General features: G+C 59.5%; 13 protein-coding genes. 4 read left to right on the plus strand and 9 right to left on the minus strand.

Features of this window, described 5'->3' with window-relative positions:
• Positions 1–19 precede the first annotated feature (19 nt).
• The 3 genes from rplL to rplA all read right to left on the minus strand — a co-directional run bounded on the left by rplL (position 20) and on the right by rplA (position 1,951).
• Entirely contained in the window at positions 20–397 is a 378-nt protein-coding gene (rplL, locus tag VFU66_RS02290; protein WP_326444613.1) for a 50S ribosomal protein L7/L12, read from the minus strand.
• 150 nt (positions 398–547) lie between these two features.
• On the minus strand, positions 548–1,165 hold the full coding sequence (gene rplJ / locus VFU66_RS02295; RefSeq protein WP_326444614.1) for a 50S ribosomal protein L10: 618 nt from the start codon (positions 1,163–1,165) through the stop codon (positions 548–550).
• Positions 1,166–1,240: 75 nt separating this feature from the next.
• Positions 1,241–1,951 carry a 50S ribosomal protein L1 gene (gene rplA, locus VFU66_RS02300; RefSeq protein WP_326444615.1) on the minus strand — a complete coding sequence of 237 codons (711 nt, stop codon included), beginning with the start codon at positions 1,949–1,951 and terminating at the stop codon, positions 1,241–1,243.
• Between the two features lie 237 nt (positions 1,952–2,188).
• Between rplA and VFU66_RS02305 the strand changes: the two genes are divergently transcribed.
• Complete coding sequence (locus tag VFU66_RS02305; protein WP_326444616.1) at positions 2,189–2,767, plus strand: hypothetical protein; 579 nt, start codon at positions 2,189–2,191, stop codon at positions 2,765–2,767.
• Between the two features lie 236 nt (positions 2,768–3,003).
• On the opposite strand, the gene VFU66_RS02310 is transcribed toward VFU66_RS02305, so the two are convergent.
• Complete coding sequence (locus tag VFU66_RS02310) at positions 3,004–3,600, minus strand: Uma2 family endonuclease (protein ID WP_326444617.1); 597 nt, start codon at positions 3,598–3,600, stop codon at positions 3,004–3,006.
• A gap of 357 nt (positions 3,601–3,957) precedes the next feature.
• Here VFU66_RS02310 and VFU66_RS02315 point away from each other — a divergent pair, with 357 nt between their 5' ends.
• Positions 3,958–5,256: an NnrS family protein gene (locus VFU66_RS02315; RefSeq protein ID WP_326444618.1), complete on the plus strand. Its 1,299-nt coding sequence runs from the start codon at positions 3,958–3,960 to the stop codon at positions 5,254–5,256.
• A 305-nt stretch (positions 5,257–5,561) separates the two neighbouring features.
• On the opposite strand, the gene VFU66_RS02320 is transcribed toward VFU66_RS02315, so the two are convergent.
• The 4 genes from VFU66_RS02320 to VFU66_RS02335 all read right to left on the minus strand — a co-directional run bounded on the left by VFU66_RS02320 (position 5,562) and on the right by VFU66_RS02335 (position 15,774).
• On the minus strand, positions 5,562–7,034 hold the full coding sequence (locus VFU66_RS02320; protein ID WP_326444619.1) for a M16 family metallopeptidase: 1,473 nt from the start codon (positions 7,032–7,034) through the stop codon (positions 5,562–5,564).
• Positions 7,035–7,282: 248 nt separating this feature from the next.
• Positions 7,283–8,830 (minus strand): M16 family metallopeptidase, encoded by a 1,548-nt coding sequence (locus VFU66_RS02325; RefSeq protein WP_326444620.1) that lies wholly within the window; start codon positions 8,828–8,830, stop codon positions 7,283–7,285.
• 532 nt (positions 8,831–9,362) lie between these two features.
• Positions 9,363–12,947: an outer membrane beta-barrel protein gene (locus tag VFU66_RS02330; protein ID WP_326444621.1), complete on the minus strand. Its 3,585-nt coding sequence runs from the start codon at positions 12,945–12,947 to the stop codon at positions 9,363–9,365.
• A gap of 328 nt (positions 12,948–13,275) precedes the next feature.
• On the minus strand, positions 13,276–15,774 hold the full coding sequence (locus tag VFU66_RS02335; protein ID WP_326444622.1) for a glycoside hydrolase family 2 protein: 2,499 nt from the start codon (positions 15,772–15,774) through the stop codon (positions 13,276–13,278).
• A 359-nt stretch (positions 15,775–16,133) separates the two neighbouring features.
• Here VFU66_RS02335 and VFU66_RS02340 point away from each other — a divergent pair, with 359 nt between their 5' ends.
• Both VFU66_RS02340 and VFU66_RS02345 read left to right on the plus strand, forming a co-directional pair.
• Positions 16,134–17,306 carry an ROK family protein gene (locus tag VFU66_RS02340; protein ID WP_326444623.1) on the plus strand — a complete coding sequence of 391 codons (1,173 nt, stop codon included), beginning with the start codon at positions 16,134–16,136 and terminating at the stop codon, positions 17,304–17,306.
• Positions 17,307–17,316: 10 nt separating this feature from the next.
• On the plus strand, positions 17,317–18,537 hold the full coding sequence (locus VFU66_RS02345) for a glycoside hydrolase family 88/105 protein (protein ID WP_326444624.1): 1,221 nt from the start codon (positions 17,317–17,319) through the stop codon (positions 18,535–18,537).
• 62 nt (positions 18,538–18,599) lie between these two features.
• Here VFU66_RS02345 and VFU66_RS02350 read toward each other — a convergent pair whose 3' ends face one another.
• A complete protein-coding gene (locus VFU66_RS02350; RefSeq protein WP_326444625.1) occupies positions 18,600–19,808 on the minus strand; it encodes an alginate lyase family protein in 1,209 nt (402 codons plus the stop codon).
• Between the last annotated feature and the right edge of the window lie 136 nt (positions 19,809–19,944).

The following is a 19,944-nucleotide window of genomic DNA, read 5'->3' on the forward strand; positions in this document are numbered from 1 at the left end:
CGCGCAAGCCGACAGGTAACTACTTGACTTCGACCGTCGCCACGCCTTCGAACTTCTTGGCGATAGCGGCTGCGTCTTCCTTCGAGACGTTCTCCTTCAAGGGCTTCGGAGCGCCGTCCACCAGGTCCTTGGCTTCCTTCAGGCCAAGCGAGGTGACTTCGCGTACAGCCTTGATGGTATTGATCTTGTTCGCGCCCGCATCCTTGAGGATGACGGTGAACTCGGTCTTTTCCTCGGCCGCCGGAGCTGCCGCACCGCCGCCCGCCGCCGGAGCCGCAGCAACCGCTGCCGCTGCCGCCGAGACGCCGAGACGCTCTTCGAGCTTCTTGACCAGAGCCGAAGCCTCCAGGAGGCTCAAGCTAACGATTGAATCTTCCAACTGCTGGATGTCTGCCATGTTCTTCTCCAATTCAAAACTAAACTTAGTACTTCAAAATCAACTACTTATTGCTCCCCGAAGCCCTGCTGCCGCTTCGGCTGTCCAACCCCTTCCGGGTTTCCGTTGCGCCCAGACAAGCGCACCCGGGGAGACTGGACGAAACTTTGTTTACGCCTCGGACGCAGGCGCTTCCGCCGCAGGCGCTTCCGCCGCGGGCGCTTCGACTGCCGGAGCCGCTTCGGTCGCCGGAGCAGCCGCACCGGCAAACTTGCCCTTCTCGACGCCCTGATTGACGACAACCGCAAGGTCGCGGCCTGTGGCGTTGATGACCGTCGCCAGACGCTGCGCGGGAGAGTTGATCAGGAAGAGCAGCTTCGCGTAAAGCTCTTCCTTGCCCGGCATCGTTGCCAGGTCGCCGATCTCCTTGACGTTGATCACCTTGCCGTCGATGATGCCCAGCTTGAAGGTGAACTCGGAGTTTTCCTTGACCCAGGTCGAGAGCGCCTTGGCCAACGCGACCGGGTCGCCCGAGGTAAACGCCACCGACGAGACGCCCTTGAGGCCCTTGAGCGCCGCCTCGATCTTTGTGCCCTCGCCCGCGCGCGCCGCCAGCTTATTCTTGAGCACGTGGTAGTGGCCGCCCGCGCCGCGAATCGTCTTGCGCAGCTCGAAGTCCTTCGATGCGGTAAGCCCTGTAAACGTGCCGATGATGGCCGAGGTCGAGCTTTCGAGCTCGCTCGCCAGCTTCTTCACCTTGTCCGACTTGGATGACCTGCTGAGTGCCATAAAAACCTAGCCTTTAACTGCTAGCCCGAATTGCTAGCCGAAAATTGCGCCGCCTCGCGCGGCAGAAATCCTGAGTTACGCCTTGTGCGCCGCTTCGAGCGCCGCATGGTCGAGCTGGATGCCGGGGCCCATCGTCGAGCTGAGTGTCACGCCCTTGATGTACTTGCCCTTGGCTGCCGACGGCTTCGCCTTCACCACGCTCGCAATGACCGTGCTCGCGTTATCGACGAGCTTCTGCGGGTCGAACGAGAGCTTGCCGACCGGAACGTGAACCAGCGCCGTTTTGTCGGTGCGGAACTCGACCTTACCAGCCTTGATCTCCTTGATGGCCGAGACCACATCGGTGGTCACGGTGCCGGTCTTCGGGTTGGGCATCAGGCCCTTGGGGCCGAGCACCTTGCCCAGACGGCCGACCGACTTCATCATGTCGGGCGTGGCGATCAGGGCGTCGAACGCCGTCCAGTTTTCCTTCTGAATCTTCTCGACGAGTTCTTCGCCGCCGGCAAACTCCGCGCCCGCCGCCTGCGCGTCCTTGACCTTGTCGCCCGAGGCGATGACGGCCACGATCTTCGACTTGCCCAGGCCGTGCGGCAGAACGACGGTGCCGCGCACCATCTGGTCGGCGTGCTTGGGGTCAACGCCCAGACGCAGCGTCAGATCGACGGTCTCGTCGAACTTCGCATACTTTGCTTTTTGGAGAAGCGGAACCGCGTCCGCCAGAACGTAAGTGCGGGGCTCAACGAGCGCGCGCGCCTTCGCCAAATTCTTGGAAATCTTCCGTGCCATCTTCCCTCATCTCCCACCCCATCGGAGCCTGTTCCCTCCGGGCGTGGTCATCGACTGCGCTCAACGGCAGGTTGAGACGCTCTTTCGAGTATGCCAAAGATTGGCCTATCGCGCAAGTTGTGGTCAGTTAGCTGAAAATATGATTGCTATCGTTTACGTCAAATGTTCAACTCAGATAGAGTTCCCGCGCGTAAGCCGAGAAAAAACCGTGAAAGGCCGTCGTCGGAGAAATTCGCCGTGAGTAAACAACCCAGTGACGCTCAAAACCTTTCGATCACCACCGTCAATTATTGGGGATTGCTCTATCTGCCTCTGCTCCTCGCGTCAATTTGCATACCTCAAGATTTGTTCAGACAGGCATTTAGAGATATAAGTAGCTTATTTCCAATGGCCAGCTTTGTAGTTGGTTTTGTCTTACTGTGCGTCTTAGCCCTCAGCGCAATCGGTTTCTTCGACCAATATGAACGGAGTAAAAGACTGTTCCGAGCAGGAATAGGCTTTGGAGCATTTGCATTCATTTACCTCGCGGGGAACGGCCTCGGCGTAAAGGGGGGCATCTGGTATTTCCTTCATTTCAATGTGCTGTTGTTGCTCCTCCTGAACGAAGAAATTGCTGGCGGCGACTACAGAGGTGACCTGTCGATGCTTATTTGGTGGGGTCATCGCATCGTTGGAGCCGTCTTGGTCATCGCGTTTCTAGCTCATACTCACCGCTCAACCTGGGTAGCCTTGGATTACGTTGTTGGCACGTATTTCGCCTTATTTTCATGGAAAAGCCTAAAAAAAAGCCGCGACATCATCTATTGCTCTCAGTAAGAGATCAAAGACTTACCAATCATTACGTCGACCGCACCCGCAAGCAATCTGATGATCGTTGATTTGGTTCAGCAACGCATTCTCCTGTTGAATTAGCTGCGTATCATCAAATTCACTCAGCCGACCCGTCATCTCAAGAAGTCTAGCCTTCTCTCGGACGCCAGAGAACAATTCGTCTAGTCGATCAGCCTCGCTACATTGATACCGAATAAAACACATCTTGAACCTCCCTTAATTCACTCCCAAACCCTCGCCATCACCAACTCAAACCCAGCCACAACCCCGCTCCCTTGCACCGAAGTCGGATGATGCAGCACCTCAGGTGAATCGCCCGGGCGGTAGACATGCACTGTCTTCTCCTCAGGATCGATCAGCCATCCCAATTGCGCCCCGTTTGCAATCCAGTGCTCCATCTTCGCCTTCAACTCGTTCAATGCGTCATTTGGCGAACGCAGCTCAATCACAAAGTCCGGGCATAGCGGCGCAAACCTTGCCTGGTCGCTCGCGCTCAATGCCTCCCATCGCTTCGACAAAACCCAGGCGGCATCGGCCGCCCGCATCGACCCATCCGGCAGCGTAAAACCGCCGTTTGAATCGAATGCCACACCGCGACCGTCTTCCTCGGCCCATTCATCCAGAAGCCGCGTCACGCGGCTGTTCATCCTGCTGGTTCCGCTTCCTGCGGGTGTCATCACGAGAATCTCTCCATTGGCATCGCGTTCCACACGCAGAGCGTCGTTCGCCGCACTGAAGCGCATCAGTTCCTCATCGCTCATCGGCGTCTCGGGCCGGAAGCGCAGCGGAAGCGGCATCTCTGCGAGGTTGAAGTTCATAGCAGAAGTGTACTCAATCCTCCCCCAAAGCGGCTCTGTTCACGGCGCATCAGGATTTCACAAGGCGAAGTGTACTAGGGAAGCTCTAATTAAGTGTCGGAGGGCCACGGAATGAATCGGCGCAGAAAGGAAATACGGGGATTCTTCGCTTCGCTCAGAATGACGGGCAACCATCGGTGACTTAATCGGAGGCTGCCTAGAGCAAAATGCGGTTGGAGTGTGTTTCTTCCTACCCTTCGCATGGAGCTGCGAAGGGTGGGGCACTCGACATGTAGAGGCTGCATGACAGACTCGTCAATGACCTTTGTCGGAGCGTACGCTGGTGCGTGAAGAGGAGAATAAGAGAAGAGGACAGGTATGAACTCCGCACTTCATCCAGCGGTACAGGAACCGGATGCGGCCCGTATTCGCGGCGAGCAGCGGAGCCAGCGGCTGGTCACGGCTTTTGTGGCGAGCGGGCTGGTCTTCATGCTGCTGCCGGGCACCTTTCTTGGGGTGTGGAACCTGCTGGATATTTCGGCGGGGCATCGCCCGGAGATGGTCCCGCAGGCGTGGCTTCAGGCGCATGGACAGGCGCAGATCTTCGGCTGGGTCGGGTCGTTCATTCTGGGCATCGGGTTCTATTCGCTGACCAAGATGAAGAGCACGAAGGCGTTTCCGGTTCGGGCAGGCTGGACCGCCTGGAGCCTCTGGACGGCCGGCGTGCTGCTCCGCTGGATCGGCGGAGTGACGGGTGATGGGTGGCGAGTGCTTCTGCCTGTTTCCGCAGTTCTGGAGCTGGCGGGCTTTCTTGCCTTCTACGTTTCAGTGCGGAGGCATCGGCCTGCCAGCAGCGGCACGAAGGACAATGCATGGTTGCTTCTGGTGGGGTGCGCTACGCTCGCCTTTCTGGTTGTCCTTGCGGTGAACGGCTGGATGCTGTTTGAGCAAGCCGTGCGCGGAAACTCTGCTGCGCTGCCGCATGTGGTGGACCAGCAGTTTGTGGTGCTCGCTGTGTGGGGCGTGCTTGTGCCTACGATCTGGGGGTTCAATGCACGGTGGCTGCCTGTGTTTCTGGGACTCCGGGCACCGAACCAGAGGTCTCTCTACGCTGCCTATGCTTTGAGCATCGCGGGCGTCATGGTTACGTTTACTCGCTTTCTTCCTGTGGCCGAGGCGTTGTTTCTGCTGGCTGCGATTCTGGCGATTGACGCGCTGCATGTCTGGGAACGATCAGTGAATCCGCCGAAGGTGCTGAATGTGCATCGCATGTTTCCGTCCTTCGTGCGACTGGCGTATGCGTGGCTGCTGGTTTCGTGCTTACTTGCGATGATGGCCGCTCGCTGGGACGTGTCGGGCGGGATATGGGGAGCGAGCCGTCATGCCTTGACCGTAGGGTTTGTCGCGCTGATGGTGTTCGCCATCGGACAGCGGGTGCTGCCGGCGTTCTGTGGAATGCATGTGCTGTTCAGCACACGGCTGATGGGCTGGTCGCTCTATCTGCTCTTTGCGGGGTGTCTGCTTCGCGTGCTTGCAGAGCCGCTGGCTTATGAAAATGTCTGGGCTCCGGCGTGGAGGATTTTGCCGGTCTCGGCGGTGATTGAACTTGCCGCTGTGAGCCTGTTCGCGCTGAACCTGGGGGTGACGATCCTTCGTCCGGCAGGGGTGCGCGGGTAGACGGCGTGTGCAGAACAACGTGCAAGAAGACGGTTGGGGTGTGTTTGTTCCCACCCTTCGCATGAGGCCGCGAAGGATGGGCACCCGAAGGGTTGTGGCTGATTGGAAGGTGAAGGGGGCCACTTGCCTTTCAGAGATTGTGTGAGAACGATAAATCTATATGCCGGGCTTTCAGCCCCTGGATTTGTTCTGCAACTTTGCATGGGGCTGCGCCCCGGGCTGGTATAGGGCGGGCCTTTGTCCCCTGGTCGGTGGTTGTGTTCCTGAACAATGAAACGAATCCGGGTTCGCGACAGCAGATAGGGCTATTGCGCCTGCTCGTTGTGTGGTGGAGGTGGGATGGTGATGTCGAGGGTGTGGACTGGGCCCAGGGTGTCGAGTTTGGGTGTGATCTGGGATGCGTTGCCTACGACGACCGTGGCTAGTTTGGACTGGTCTATATATTTGTTGGCTACGCGGGAGACGTCGGCTGATGTGACTTTTTCGATGCCGGCTTTGTACTGGTCGAGGAAGTCGAGCGGGTAGCCGTAGAAGGCGAGCGTGACTTGTTCGTTGAGGATTTTGTCGGGCGAGTCGTAGTGGAAGATGAAGGAGTTGAGGAGCTGGTCCTTGGCCTTGCGCAACTCGGCTGGGGTGGGCGGCTCGGTTTTGAGGCGTTCGATTTCGGCTTCGAGGGCTTTGGTGGCGGCAACGGTGCTGGCGCTCTTGGTGCCGGCGAGGACGTAGAAGATGCCGGGGTGGTCGTAGGACGCGCCGTAGGCTCCCTCGACATCGTAGGCGAGGCCGAGTTTGGTGCGCACGTCCTGGACGACGCGCGAGCCGAAGCCGCCGGAGAAGACTTCGTTCATGACGCTGAGGGCGTAGTAGTCGGGGTTGCGGCGCTCGGTGCCGAGGCCGACGATGAGGACGTTGGACTGATTGACATCGGATTTTTCAGCGAAGTTGACGCCGGGTTTGGGGTCGGTAAAGGTGACGGCTGCGGTCGGGAATGCTTGGCCGCGGTGGAGCGGCTCGAAGGCGGCGCGGAGTTTGGCCTCCATCTGGGCGGAGTTGAAGTCGCCGGAGACGGCCACGATCATGTTGTTGGGGACGACGGTGCGGTCGTGCCATGCCTGGAGATCGGCGAGGGTGACGGCGAGGACGGTGGCGTACTCGGGCTGGCGGGCGTAGGGGCTGTCGGCTCCGTAGACGAGCTTGACGGCTTCGCGGACGGCGATGCCGCTGGCGTCGTCGTTGCGGCGGGCGATGCCGGTGGCGAGCTGCTGCTGGGCGAGTTGGAGCTTGTCGGCCTTGAAGGCGGGGTGGAGGAGGAGATCGACGGTGCGGCCGAAGACAAGGTCGAAGTCTGGCGTGAGGCTGGACCAGGTGACGGAGGTGGAGGCGGTGCCGCCGGAGGTTTCGATGGAGGCGGCCTTGTCTTCCATCTGGTCGTCGAGGTCGTCGCCGGAGATGGATGCGGTGCCGCTGGTACGCCAGGCCTGTCCGTAGATGTCAACGAGGCCGGTCTTTGAGGCGGGCACGTCGCGGCTGCCTCCGCGAATGAGGATGGAGCCGTTGATGAAGGGAAGCTCGTGGTCCTCCTGGAGGAAGATGACGAGGCCGTTGGCCAGCTCGATGCGTTTGGGCTTTTGCGGGGTGAAGGCGTGGAGCGGCGGGATGGGGATTTTTGTCCAGGGCTGGGCCTGGGCGTGCTGCGCGGACTTGGGCGTGGTGGCGGTTTGGGCATTGATTGGTGCCAGCAGGGAGAACGTGAGCAGGGCGGTCAGGGCGAGTTTCATGGGATTCCAGCGGCGAGCATGGCTCTGGTCTTCAGCGTTTGCATGAGAGGCTGCTTCAGTCGGACAAAGCATGCCCCAGGGGCTAAAGCCCTTTAATTTTCCGGCGGAAGCCAGAGGGCCAAGCCTGAAGGCCTGGCGTATCCAGAAGCGGAACGTTTTACTGACTTCAGGCAAAATACGGGGGTTCTTCCCCTTCGACCAGCTCAGGGTCAGGATGACGGCACTATTTTTTACGGAGAAAGATTTCTTCATTTTGCACCTCCGGCGTTTGGCTGGGCGCTTGTGGGAGGTGGCGGGTGGGGTGGGGTGAACTCGATGCTGGCGCTGGTGCGGTTGCTGGCGGTGAAGATTTTGTTGGCTACGCGGCGGATGTCGGCTTTGTTGACGGCGTTGATGCGGTCGAGCTGGCGGAAGAGTTCGCGCCAGTCGCCGTAACGGGTCTGATACTCGGCGAGGTTGTGGGCGAGGCCCTGGTTGTCGGCGAGGCCGCGGAGGATGTCGGCGCGAGCGCGGGTCTTGAAGCGTTCGAGCTCGGCGTCGGTGACGTCGGTGGTGCGGAGCAGATCAAGCTGCTTGTGGATGGCGGCGCGCATCTCTTCGGGCGTGTGGCCGGGAAGCGGGACGGCGTAGACGGCGAAGAGGCCTGGATACTTGTCGCCGGGGAAGCCGGAGAAGCCCTGGGCTTCGGCGGCGATCTTCTGGTCGCGGACGAGCGAGCGGTAGAGGCGCGCGGTGCGTCCGTTGGAGAAGATGTCGGCGATGGCGTCGTAGACGGCGTCGTCGGGGTCACGGTAGTCGGGTTTGTGGTAGCCCTCGATGTAGAAGGGCTGGGTGGCTTCGCGGATGGTGACGGTCTTCTCGGCGGTCTGAGGTGGCTCGACGGTGGCGAGTTCGGGCGGCTTGGGGCCGGCGGGGATGGCGCTGAAGTATTTCTCCAGTACGGGCAGGGCCTGCGCGGTGTTGATGTCGCCGACGACGGCGATGACGATGTTGGAGGGGACGTAGTATTTGGCGTGGAAGGCTGCGGCCTCGGCGGCGGAGACCTGGCTGATGTCGCTCTCCCAGCCGACGCCGGGGACGCGGTAGTGGTGGGCGGTGTAGGCGGTGGCGAGGAACTGCTCGATCATGCGGCCGATGGGCGAGGAGTCCACGCGCATACGGCGCTCTTCCTGAACAACGTTGCGCTCCTTGTAGAACTCGCGCTCGACGGGGTGACCGATGCGCTGGCTTTCGAGCCAGGACCAGAGCTGGAGACGGTTGGAGGGCATGCTCCAGAAGTATTGCGTGGAGTCTTCTGCGGTGGAGGCGTTGATGCCGACGGCGCCGTTTTCTTCGGCCACTTCGGAGAACTGGTTGGGGATGACGAATTTCTGCGCGGCAGCCTGGGCTTCGTCGAATGCCTTTTTAAGCTGCGTGAGTTTTGCGGGATCGCGGCGGACGCGCTTGCGGTACTCGGCGTCGTAGGCAGCGTAGGTGGTTTCTACTTTGGCGAGGGCGAGCTTTTCAGCAGGGTAGTTGGTGGTGCCGATCTCGGTTGAGCCCTTGAAGGCCATGTGCTCGAACATATGGGCGAGGCCGCTTTCGCCTTGCGGGTCGTCTACGGAGCCTGCATCGACGAGCGTGTAGAAGCTGAAGACCGGGGCTTCGTGGCGCTCGCTGAGGATGAGGGTGAGGCCGTTAGGCAGGACCTTGACGGTGGTCCGCTTTTCAAGACTTTCGAGATACTGCGCGCTGGCCGCGCAGCAGAGGGTGATGCTCAGCAGGACGGCAGCCACAGCTTGACTTCGTACTCGCACGAAACGACCTCCAAGGGAGAATGCCAGAGATTCTAACTATACCGAAACGCCTGAAGGGAGTTACAGGCCAGAGCGGTTCGTCGAGGTTGAGCGAGCTTTAGGGAAGGTCTGATTAAGTCCGCGAAGATTTCCTCAGGGGCTAAAGAGGGTGCTGAAAAAGTGTCTCGCCGGGAAGAAAGCGTACCTCGGCGGCTAAAGCCGCGTTGATTTTGCAGCGTTAGCGGCACGGCTGAAGCCGTGCCCTTAAGCAAAACTGACTTTTTCAGCACCCTCTAAAGCTCCATTGCATTGAGGGACATGATGGCGTGGCTGAAGCCACGCCCCTTCAAAGCGAAGACTTAATCAGAGGCTCCTTAGAAGGAGAATTCGTGCAGCAATGAGCAAAATGCGGGGGTTCTTCCCATTCGACTTTGCTCAGGGCAGGCTGCTGCGCTCAGAATGACAACATTGGCGCGACAGAAAAGGGTGGACTGCTGCGGACAAAAAAATCCCGGAGCGTGGAGTGCGCTCCGGGACATGATTGCAGGTTGCCTTAGAAGAGGATGCGTCCGCCCACCTGGATGATGCGGTTGGAGAAGCTGCCACCCTGAATGGTGCCGTTGATGCGACCGAAGGCCGTTGAGCCGCTCGTCGATGAAGGCGCGGGCAGATTGGTGAGGTTGAAGACGTTGGTTGCCTCGCCGCGGAGCTGGAATCTCAGGTTCTCGTGAATCTGAAACTCGCGGAAGAGGGAAGCGTCGATGCCGCGCCGGCCGGGAGCATCGAGCGAGTTGGCGCGGTAGGTTCCGTCCACTCCGCCGGGGCCGATGCCGGGGCAAGCTCCGGTTGAAGGATCGAAGGTGCAGAACGGCGCTGCGCTGACCCAGCTTTGCATCTCCGCAACACGCGACTTGCCTTTGTTGGTGTGGGGAATGCCGTCGCCGGAGAGGTTGGGCCGGTCGTTGTTGTTGCCATCGGCGTTAACGTCGGTGCCGGTGGTGATGTTGAAGGGTTGACCGCTCTGCATACGGAGGATGGCGGTGACGGTCCATCCGTTGGCCAGATGGCGGGCTGCGAAGTTCTGGAAGCCATACGTCGGCTTGTAGACGAAGGAGATGGTGCTGACACTGCGCTGATCGAAGTCGGACCGCTGTTTGTCCAGGAACTTGAAGTGCGGGTCTTCGGGCGCAGTGGCGGCGCTGTTGCCGGTGTTACCTGTGCTGTCGAGCGGCTCGCTTTGCAGGGTCTTGGACCAGACGTAGAAGCCGCGGATGCTGAAGCCATGCGTGAGCTGCTGCACAGCGGAGATCTGGAGTCCGTGGTAGTTGGCGGATTCCGAGGATTGAATGACATTGACGGACTGGTAGGTGGGATTGCCGGCAAGACCGCCTGTTGCAGGTGAGCCTGTACCGCCGAGAGCAGCGGTCTGGTTGAACGGACGGCGGTTGTCGATGGTGGCGGAGGTGTTCGGATAGTTTGCACCCACTGCGGCCGCAGGCGTTCCTGCCTTAGGCGCAGTGGCGGGCGCACCCGGAGTGTAGATGGGGTAATTGATGTCGTTGAATATGGGTAGCTTCCGGCCCATGGAGCCGACATAGTTTGCGGTAACGGCGAAGCCGTGGGTGAACTGCTGCTGGAAGCCAACGTTGAACTGGTAGATCTCTGGCCAATCGAAGTTCCGGTCGAAGGCGATGATGGCCGAAGGATGCACGAAGAACTTCACGTTTGTGGGGCTATAGACATAGGGATACGGCGAGACGCCAGTGGTGCAGCCGCCTTCGGGGTTGGGGCAGAACTCGCTCGGGTCTCCCGTGTAGGGGTCGTTTACAGAGATGACTTTGTTGTACTTGGGACGGCCGGAGAACGGCAGGCCGTTGGAGGGGTAGTCGAAGAGGTTACCTGCGACGCTGCCGTAGAAGATGCCGCCGCCGGCGTGGAAGACGGTGCGGCCGTCGCTGAAGGGAGTCCACGCAAGGCCGATGCGCGGGGAGACGTGGTTGTATTTGGTGGCCGCTCCGCCCTGGGGTACGCCTTTGTCGCCCACGAACAGGACACCGAGAGGCGCTGTGGGGACTTTGGTGGACTGCACGCCGGGGATGAAGTTCAGATTGCGGCGCTGGGTATCGACCGGTGCGGTCTGCACGTCGTAACGAACGCCGAGGTTGAGGGTCAGGTTGGGACGAATGCGCCAGTCGTCCTGGAAGAAGAGGCCGTAGTTCCAGTAGTTGCCGTTGGCGTAGACGGGGACGTCCTGATTCATGGATGCGGGGCGACCGAAGAAGAAGTCGGTGATGGCCGCCGAAGTTCTGCCCTTGGTGTTGTTGACTTGCGAGAAGCTGAAGACACCATAGTTGTTCAGGAGTGTTTGCTGTGCATCCTTCTCCAGATTGGCTTCGCCGCCGTAGGAAAGCGTGTGGGCGCCGTGCGATTGGCTGATGACATCGCGGAAGAGATAAACGTTATTGCCGCTGACTGGGCCAGTAATCGCATTGCCTGCCTGGAACCAGCCGCTGACGGACATCTGTGCCATGGAACATCCGATCTGAGATCCGGTGCCGCAGATCGATCCGTCGGCAAGTTGTTCGGCAAACTTGGAGCCGTAGGCTGCAATGCTGTGGTCGGGAGTGGCGATACGACCGCCGATGAGGCGCGTGTAGCCGAGGTACAACTGGTTGACGGTGTTGTTGGTGAGCGTCCAGACGTGTTGAATGTTGGCGTTGTGCTGGTAGAACTTGTAGTTGTGGGTTGTCCAGTTGGCGATGTTATTGCCTGAGGGATTGAGAACGTAGTCGCCGGTCTGGTGGAAGTAGCTGAGCGAGAGGCGCTGCGTTGCCGTCATCTGATAGTCGGCTTTGTAGAGCTGCTCGTCAGTCTTTTGGGTGAAGCGTTGCAGGTCGCGACGGGTATACGCGGTGTCGCCTGGCGCACTCGGGTTCGGGGTGGGAATCAACCCAGCTTTGATGATGTTGAGGACGGTGGGGTCTAAGTCGGTTGTGGGAACGATATTTCCCGGATAGGGCAGTCGCGTGACCGGATTACAGACATAGAACTTCGTCGATGTGGCTTTGGCAGCGCAGGCGGCAGCTCCGGTGAGTCCAGTTGTAGGCAGATTTTCAGAGAAGTTGCCGGTGTCCATGGCTGCGCTGGGTACGGTGCTCGTCAGGCTGTTTGCGGAGATAAAACGGTATCCAGCGTAGGAGCCGAAGAAAAAGAGCTTGTCCCGTTTGATGGGGCCGCCGACGGTAAAGCCGAAGCGGTGCTGATTGTAGGGTGTCTTGACGTGCTGATTGTGTTCGGTCGCGTTGAAGTTACGGTCGCGGTAGAACTCGAAGGCGGAGCCGTGGAACTGGTTGGTGCCTGACTTGGTGAGCACGGTGACGACGCCGCCGGAAGAACGGCCGAACTGGGCGGAGAAGTTGTTGGTCTGGACGGCGAATTCGCGGATGGCGTCGGGATTCGGAAGCGGGTTGCCGGTGTTGCGGATGCCGGTCATGTTTGACCCGCCATCGAGATAGTAGGAGACCTGGCCGACGGAGCTGTCGGTTGAGCCGTTAATCTTGACGTGCTGTTCGGGGTAGCCGAGCGGATTGATGACGCCGCCGTTGCCGCGCGTTCCGGCATCGTTGTTGTTCTGCACGCCGGGTGTGAGGTCGAGTAGAGCGTAGACGTTGCGGTCAACCAGGGGAAGGTTGTCGATCTCGACGTTGGTGACGGTGCTGCCCAACGTGGAGTTGCCTGTGTTGAGCAGAGGAACGGCAGCGGTGACTTCTACGGTCTGTTCGGAACCGCCGACGGCGAGCGCGAGGTCGAGATGCGCCTGCTCGGTGACGGTGAGGGTGATGCCGGAGCGGTCGAGGTGCTTGAAGCCAGCGGCATCAACGGAGATTTTATAGGGCCCGATGGGAAGGAAGTCGGCGCGGTAGGATCCGTCGGAGTTGGTGACGACATTGCGGACGAAGCCGGTTTCCGTTTGCGTGATGGTCACTTTGGCCTGCGGGACGACTGCGCCTTCCGGGTCGGTGACGGTGCCGTAGAGCGTGGCTGTGGAGAGCTGCGCGGATGCGGTGACGGCAGTGAGCAGGAGCAGGAGAATGGCGGACCACAGACCTGCGCGGGGGAAAGATGGATGAAATTTCATGGTGTTCTGCCTCCAGTCGGTTAATTCTTTTGAACTTCCGACACCCTGCGTCCTTTTGTGGTGCTGCCCGGTGCTGGGGTGTCGCTGTTGCGTCGGTATGTTATCGTTAGCACAAAACGCTAGCACATCGGCGGTATGGTTGAACAGTTCTATTTGAGCGTGATCCTACAAGGGGTCGAGGATGGTTGAAGCGGATTGTAAATATGCTCCTCATTGGCCCTGGAAGGTCCTCTCGTATGCTGTTTGCTATTCGATGGTTGCAAGATAGTTCGTTGAGTAAACAAAAGTCAATGGAAAAAACAATCGTTTGTCTAATAGCTAAACATGCCTAATTGATGTTGAAAAATGCCGATGGAATTTCTTTTGCACGGATACTAATGACGGAAGGGCCGCCGTTCCTGAGAAGTGAGATTTGTACACGGCCGTTGTACATTTCGACCTCACGAGAGGCTGTGGGGGTGCCGAGATTGTCGATCAGCGTACCTGTTCCGGCGACGGAGAAGCGCACTCGATTGCGCGCATCGAGGCATTGGATGCCCTGTGCATCGTATAGCTTAGCCTCGACTGTGACGATCTCCTGACCGTTGACGGTGGTGCGTGAGGCTTCTGCGAGCCTGAAGGTGGCAGGCGCACCCCAGGGTTCGGTCTGATAGAGGAACGTGATTTCGTCGGTGACGGTCTTGCCGTCTTTGGAGGCGACGACGCGAACGACATTCCTCCCGGGTTCAAACAATGTCATCCAGCGGAGGCCCGCAGCGGGGAAGTCCTGGCTGTCGCGATGCCTGATTCCGGCGGATTTGCCGTTGATGAAAAGTTCGGCGGAGGCGCAGTTGGAGTAGACCTTGACCATCTTTTGCTCGTCGGCGCGTCCCCAGCGGATGGGCCAAGTGTGTCCGTAGATGTGCGCCATCGGCGCGTCCGTCCAATAGGACTGGAAGACGTAGTAGCTTTCTTTTTTCGTTAGATCGCGGGTGACGACGCCCTTCTGGTTGATGCGTGGGACGGGGTTTTCGACACGCAGCGGCGTGGTGAAGTCCTTGAAGATCCACTGGGCTGAGCCGGTGAACCAGGGGAGCGTCTCCTGTGTTTTGAGATACCAGTCGAAGAGGTTGCAGGCGTAGGTTTCGGACCAGTCACCGTCGCGGGAAACGCGCGGCGAGCCGCCGGTGGGGAGGTAGGCGAGACCGCGCTCGGCGGTGCCGTGGCCGGTGGCGACCTCGGCGAGAACCTTGTCGGGATCTTCGGAATGGCGGCCTGCGTGGCTATCGGCGCCCCACTCGGCATGGAAGAGATGCTTGACACGCTCGCGTTGGGTTTCGAGAGACTTCTGGTATTCGACGTATTGGCCGCTATACCAGCCGGCCCAGATGGAGGGCGAGTAAACGTCGGTGATGTCGCGGGCGAAGTCGCAGCGGCGCATGGTGGTGAAGCGCGATGGGTCGAGCTGGTGCGCAAGCGCGTTGAGCTCGGTGAAGAGGGCGCGGATGTCCTGTTGATTGACGGAAGGATATTCGGTGGGCCAGTCGTCCTCGTTGCCGAGGCTCCAGAGAAGGATGCTGGGGTGGTTGTAGTGCTGCTCGATCATGTGGCGAAGGGTGCGGCGGCACATGTCTTTGAAGGTTTCGTTGCCAACGCCGCCGCGACACCAGGGGACTTCTTCCCAGACGAGGAGGCCGAGGCGGTCGCAGAGGGCGAGGACGCGGCGTGATTGCTGGTAGTGGGCAAGGCGGATGAAGTTTGCGCCCATGTCCCTGATGAGGTGCATCTCCTGGTCGATGAGGTCGTCGGGCATAGCGGCGGCGTAGCCTGCGTGGTCTTCGTGGCGGTGCGTGCCGTTGAGGAGGAGGCGTTCGCCGTTGAGCATGAAGGGACCATGATCGACGAATTCCGTGTGACGGACGCCAAAGGTTTCGTGGGCGGTATATGCGGCGTCGGCTCCTTCGAGCGTGACTGTGCACTGGTAGAGGTGTGGGTTCGAAGGGCTCCACAGCTCCGGCGTGGGGATGGTGAAGCTGACGATCTCGGAGGAGCCCTGCCATGGGGTCAGGACATGCTTCGAACTATGTATGGCTGCGCCGCTGCTGCTCACTACCTCTACGGTGATGTTGAGCGGGGCGGTTGTTGCGGCGGGATTGTAGAGCGCTGCCACGATGGTGATGGCTGCCGGGCTTTTGGGAGCGGGGAGAGTGGTGCGGATGTGGACGGTCTCGAACGAAACGGCGGGGACGTAGACAAGATTGACGTGACGGTAGAGTCCGCCGTAGAGGCTGAAGTCGCTGAGGTCGGAGGGGATGCGGTCGAGGTCGCGGGAGTTGTCGCAGAGTACGGCGATGGGGACGCCTGTAGCTGGAATGGTTGAGGGGATGAGGTCGGTGATGTCGAAGACGAACTCATCGTAGCCGCCGGTGTGTTTGCCGGCAGATTTGCCATCGACGTAGACGGAGGTGGTTTGACCTGCGCCTTCAAAGTGCAGCAGGGTGCGGCCGTTCTTGTACGGATTGGCGATGGCGACGTGCGTTCGATACCAGCCGTTGCCCTGATAGTAGGGAACGTCGGGATCGCAGGCGTCGGCGGCATTGAAGCAGTGGGGCAGCGAGACCGGCTGCCAGACGGCGACTTCCTTGCTGTGCCAGACCTCCCATGGGCCGCCGAGCGAGCCTTTGAGATACTCCCACCCGTCGCCGAGGCGGCGCACGTTGTGAGAGTTGCCGGCGTCGGCGGGGTTCGCTGCGAGCGTGGCGATGGACGCATAGAGCGAAGAACGAGACAGGAGGGCAAGCGCCGCCGTAGAGGCGCCCCTCTGTAGAAACTGGCGGCGAGAATGCATGGTTGCGATGGACTCCTGCTGTGCGAGCGGTGCATAACAGGGTTCGGTTGGGAACCCTGATGGAACAATAATTCAAAGAGTAGACAATATACCGATGTTGAGTGGTATAAAGACTCGTCACCACGAATGTCAAGCATTGGCGGACAGAGAGGAAAGGAAACCGCAGGGCTGAAGAGGTTACGGAACAAATCATTGCTGTAAAAGGCGTAGCTCAGAGGCTAAAGCCCCAACGACAAATGAGCATATGCGACACGGGTAAACCCGTGCTCTTAACGACCAAGACGAATCAAGCTGCGTTCTTGCCTGATCTTGGCTACGGCTTGTGCCGCTCAGGAAATCTGCTGTATCGGGAAATACGAATGCCTATAGCGCCAACGCCCAGATTTACGTTTACGAGAAAAGAGAGCGCGTCAAATAAGACGCCGCGCCAGATTAATCGGAATCTGGTCTTCAATCTGATTCGCACTCGGCAGCCGCTTTCGCGTGCAGACCTCGCCCGGGTTTCGGGATTGCAGCGCAGCACGGTCTCGCTGATAGTGGAAGATCTGATTGCAGAAAAATGGATACTTGAAGGCTCGATGGGTCGTGCGCCTCGCGGACGGAGGCCGACGTTTCTTGAACTAAACCGGCAACGCGCTGTGATTGCGCTGGACATTCATCCAGCGCAAACGACGATTGCCGTGACGGATCTGGGCGGGAAGATTGTTGCGCAGAACGTTGTCGATCTGCCGGACGATCCGACGAGAGCGATTCAGCCGATGGTGGCGGCTATTCGTAAACTGATGGATGCACATCGTGACAAATCGTTCGACGGCATCGGCGTGAGCCTGCCGGGACGCGCCGACCCGCAGCTTGAAAAATTGATTTTTGCGCCGAACCTGAACTGGCCGGTGCTGAGCATCAAATCGCGGATTCAGCGAGCGACGGGGCTTCGCGTGGAGATGGACAATGTGGCGAATGCGTGCGCGCTCTCGGAGGTGTGGTTCGGAGACAGCGATGGTGTGCGTGATCTGGTGGTGGTAAATGTGTCGGAGGGTATCGGCACCGGGATCTTTGCGAATGGCAGGTTGCTGCGCGGGGCCAACGGCATGGCGGGTGAGTTTGGGCATGTGCAGATGGCGACAGACGGCCCGCAGTGCGGATGCGGCAGTCGCGGCTGTTGGGAGACGGTTGCGTCGAATCGAGCAGGGTTGCGGTACTTTCAGGAGATCAGCGGAAGAAAGGCTCCAGCGAACTTCGCCGCGTTGGTGAAGATGGCGCAGGCTGATGATGCGGACGCTGTGCTGGCGCTGGAAAAGATGGCTTCGTTTCTGGGGCGAGGACTGCGGATGATTGCTTCGGCGCTGGCCCCGAATGAGATGATTATCGTTGGTGACATTACGGCGGCATGGTATTTGTTTGGCAGGGTGGTGGAGGCCGAACTGAAACAAAACGCGCTTGCGAAGGCGCCTAAACTGCGCCCCGCGTTCGATGGGAGCACTGCGAGGCTACGCAGTGCCGTGGCGCTGGTGATGAATGGAAGCGTTGTATAGAGGAACAGATATGGAACAAATGACAGATGGATTCTGCTTTTTTTCGCGTGCTCGCCGCTCGGCTGTTTGGCTGAGCGTTGGGGCGATGCTGCTGGCTTCGTCGTGCGCGGTGTGTGTGGCGCAGGCGGCAAAACCGGCTTCAACCAAAGTTGTGCCGGTGGACCGCAAGACTGCGGGCTCGTCGCCGGACGATCCCGGACCGCTGGCTACGGGACTTTCGCCGGCATTGAACAAGAAGGCGATTGATAAGGCAATGAAGAAGGTGGCCGACTGGCAGTTGGCTACAGGCGAGCAGGAGTTCAACCGGCAGTGGACATTTGCTGCGCTCTACGATGGCTTGCTTGCGGCCTCGAAGACGACGGGCGATGAGAAGTATCGTGATGCGGTGTTGCATTTTTCGGAGCGGTCGGACTGGAAGCTGATCGATACGCGCTTTCCTCATGCGGACGATCAGGCGATGGGGCAGGCGTATCTGACGCTGTACCAGCAGGACCCTCAGACGGTGCGGATGGCCAACACGAAGGAGATTATGGACCGGCTGGTTGCGCGGCCTGATGATCCGAGCAAGCTGCTGTGGTGGTGGTGCGATGCGCTGTTTATGTCGCCGCCTGTGCTGCTGCGCACGTATTCGATCACGCACGATAAGAAGTATCTCGACTATGTGGACCACGAGTGGTGGCTGACCTCGAAGGAACTTTATAGCCCCGAGGAGCATCTGTACTTCCGCGACAGCCGCTATCTCAGTCAGAAGCAGGAGAACGGTAAGCCGCTATTCTGGTCGCGTGGAAACGGCTGGGTGATGGGCGGGCTGGTGAATGTGCTCGAAATGATGCCGGGAGATTATCCGAGCAGGCCGAAGTACGTGGAACAGTTTCGCGAGATGGCGGCGAAGCTGGCTGCTATCCAGAGCAAGGATGGGTTGTGGCGCTCGGGGTTGCTCGATCCTGATGCGTATGAACTGCCAGAGGTCTCGGGTTCGGCGTTCGTAACGTATGGCATCGCGTATGGAATCAATGCGCACATTCTGGACCGGAAGACGTATCTGCCAGTTGTTGAAAAGGCCTGGGCGGGGATGCTTTCGCACATCTACGCGGATGGGCGGCTGGGGTCGATTCAGCCGATTGACGGGCAGCCGGGGAAGTTCAAGCCTTCCGCGAGCTATGTTTATGGCGTTGGCGGATTTTTGCTGGCGGGCTCGGAGATGCACAAGCTGGCCGAGTCGAAGCACTGATTGTTGCAGATGGACAAAAGCCGCTGCCTCTGATTTGGGCAGCGGCTTTTTTGTGTGCAGGTTCAGGCGTTGTTTTGCGGCAGCCAGAGCAGCGGCTGACGCACGGGGTAGTTGCGGATGACCTCGGGCACGGAGGGATCGGGGTTGAGGGTCTTCCAGAGAGCGATGCAGTCCGGCTGGTTGTAGGCAAGGCCGCTGAAAAGCAGGGAAGGCTGGCGCACGGGAAAGTCGTTCCAGTATTCGACGTCGTGCGGGTAGGGCCACTTCGATTTGTCCTGGATGAAGGGGAACATGAAGGACATGAGCTTTTTCATGCCGCGCCCATCGGGAGTGGTGAAGTGCCAGAGATCTTCTTTTTCGGTGGAGAGGCTCTGGCAGAGGTCGGAGAGTACGTCCATATCGAAGAGCGAGTAGCTGTAGGGTTTAGTGCGCGCCAGTTCGAGCGGCAGACTGCCGTCGGGCGCAATCTGGTGTGGAACGAGTACGGTGCGGAAGCGGTCGCGGCACCACTGACGCACTTCGTGATTGCCGGTGAAGCGGGAGAACTCGGCTGCCTGAAGGACCCAGCAGGTGCCGTGGTTATTTTTGGCGTCGCGCTCTTCCTGACCGTTTTTTGAGGTGCGCATCCATTCGAGGTATTGGACGAACCAGTCTTGAATTGCCCTGGCGTCTTGGAGCGCGCCGCCCTGCATGAGGACTGTTGCCGCACGCGCAGGCTCGACCAGATGCAGGGTGTCGATCAGGCCGGTACCGCGTCCTTTGCTGACTCCATAGATGGCTTGCGCGTACTGGAGGTTGGGGTTCATGCGCGTGGCGGGATCGACAAACCAGGCTCGGAGATGGAGGCTTGCATGGTCGGCGTACTTCTTTTGCCCGGTAAGTTCCCATGCGGCGGCGAGCGCGGGAACGATGAGGCTAAGTCGGATAAGGGCGAGGCGATGCGCGTTGAAGTTGTCGGGGTTCGACATGCCATCGCGGCGAATGTAAGGACCGCCGGGATGTTTGGGGTCAGGCCACCAGTAGTCGCCTTCGGAGAAGTAGTCGTGCGGACCTCCGCTGCTGCGCGGGCTGTGGCTTGCCGTGACCGTGATGGGCTGCGCTGAGAGATACTTGTCGGCGGCAGAGAGGATGCGGCGGCGGTCGATGGCGGCCACCATCCTATAGTTGGAATTCGTCGCGGGCTTTGTTTCAGCCCATGTGGAGGTGCAGCAGAAGGAGGCGGCGGTGCTGCCTGCAATGGCCAGAAAGTCTCGGCGGGTTGTGACGGTCATGGTGCGGTCTGCCTTTCGGAGCAAATTAGTTCGAGCTAAGGCGGAAATAGGTGCTTCGGCAAATCATACTGAGTGCGAGCGCACAATGTCTTCCATGTTTTTGGGGAAATCTTTGTTTCTCTTTGAATTGGCTGGA

The organism is Edaphobacter sp., assembly GCF_035763405.1.
Taxonomy (GTDB): domain Bacteria; phylum Acidobacteriota; class Terriglobia; order Terriglobales; family Acidobacteriaceae; genus Edaphobacter.

Excerpts from the sequence above, each read along its gene's own strand:
- rplL (WP_326444613.1), bottom strand. The coding sequence starts at position 397 with ATGGCAGACATCCAGCAGTTGGAAGATTCAATCGTTAGCTTGAGCCTC.
- rplJ (WP_326444614.1), bottom strand. The coding sequence starts at position 1,165 with ATGGCACTCAGCAGGTCATCCAAGTCGGACAAGGTGAAGAAGCTGGCG.
- rplA (WP_326444615.1), bottom strand. The coding sequence starts at position 1,951 with ATGGCACGGAAGATTTCCAAGAATTTGGCGAAGGCGCGCGCGCTCGTT.
- VFU66_RS02310 (WP_326444617.1), bottom strand. The coding sequence starts at position 3,600 with ATGAACTTCAACCTCGCAGAGATGCCGCTTCCGCTGCGCTTCCGGCCC.
- VFU66_RS02315 (WP_326444618.1), top strand. The coding sequence starts at position 3,958 with ATGAACTCCGCACTTCATCCAGCGGTACAGGAACCGGATGCGGCCCGT.
- VFU66_RS02320 (WP_326444619.1), bottom strand. The coding sequence starts at position 7,034 with ATGAAACTCGCCCTGACCGCCCTGCTCACGTTCTCCCTGCTGGCACCA.
- VFU66_RS02330 (WP_326444621.1), bottom strand. The coding sequence starts at position 12,947 with ATGAAATTTCATCCATCTTTCCCCCGCGCAGGTCTGTGGTCCGCCATT.
- VFU66_RS02335 (WP_326444622.1), bottom strand. The coding sequence starts at position 15,774 with ATGCATTCTCGCCGCCAGTTTCTACAGAGGGGCGCCTCTACGGCGGCG.
- VFU66_RS02340 (WP_326444623.1), top strand. The coding sequence starts at position 16,134 with ATGCCTATAGCGCCAACGCCCAGATTTACGTTTACGAGAAAAGAGAGC.
- VFU66_RS02345 (WP_326444624.1), top strand. The coding sequence starts at position 17,317 with ATGGAACAAATGACAGATGGATTCTGCTTTTTTTCGCGTGCTCGCCGC.
- VFU66_RS02350 (WP_326444625.1), bottom strand. The coding sequence starts at position 19,808 with ATGACCGTCACAACCCGCCGAGACTTTCTGGCCATTGCAGGCAGCACC.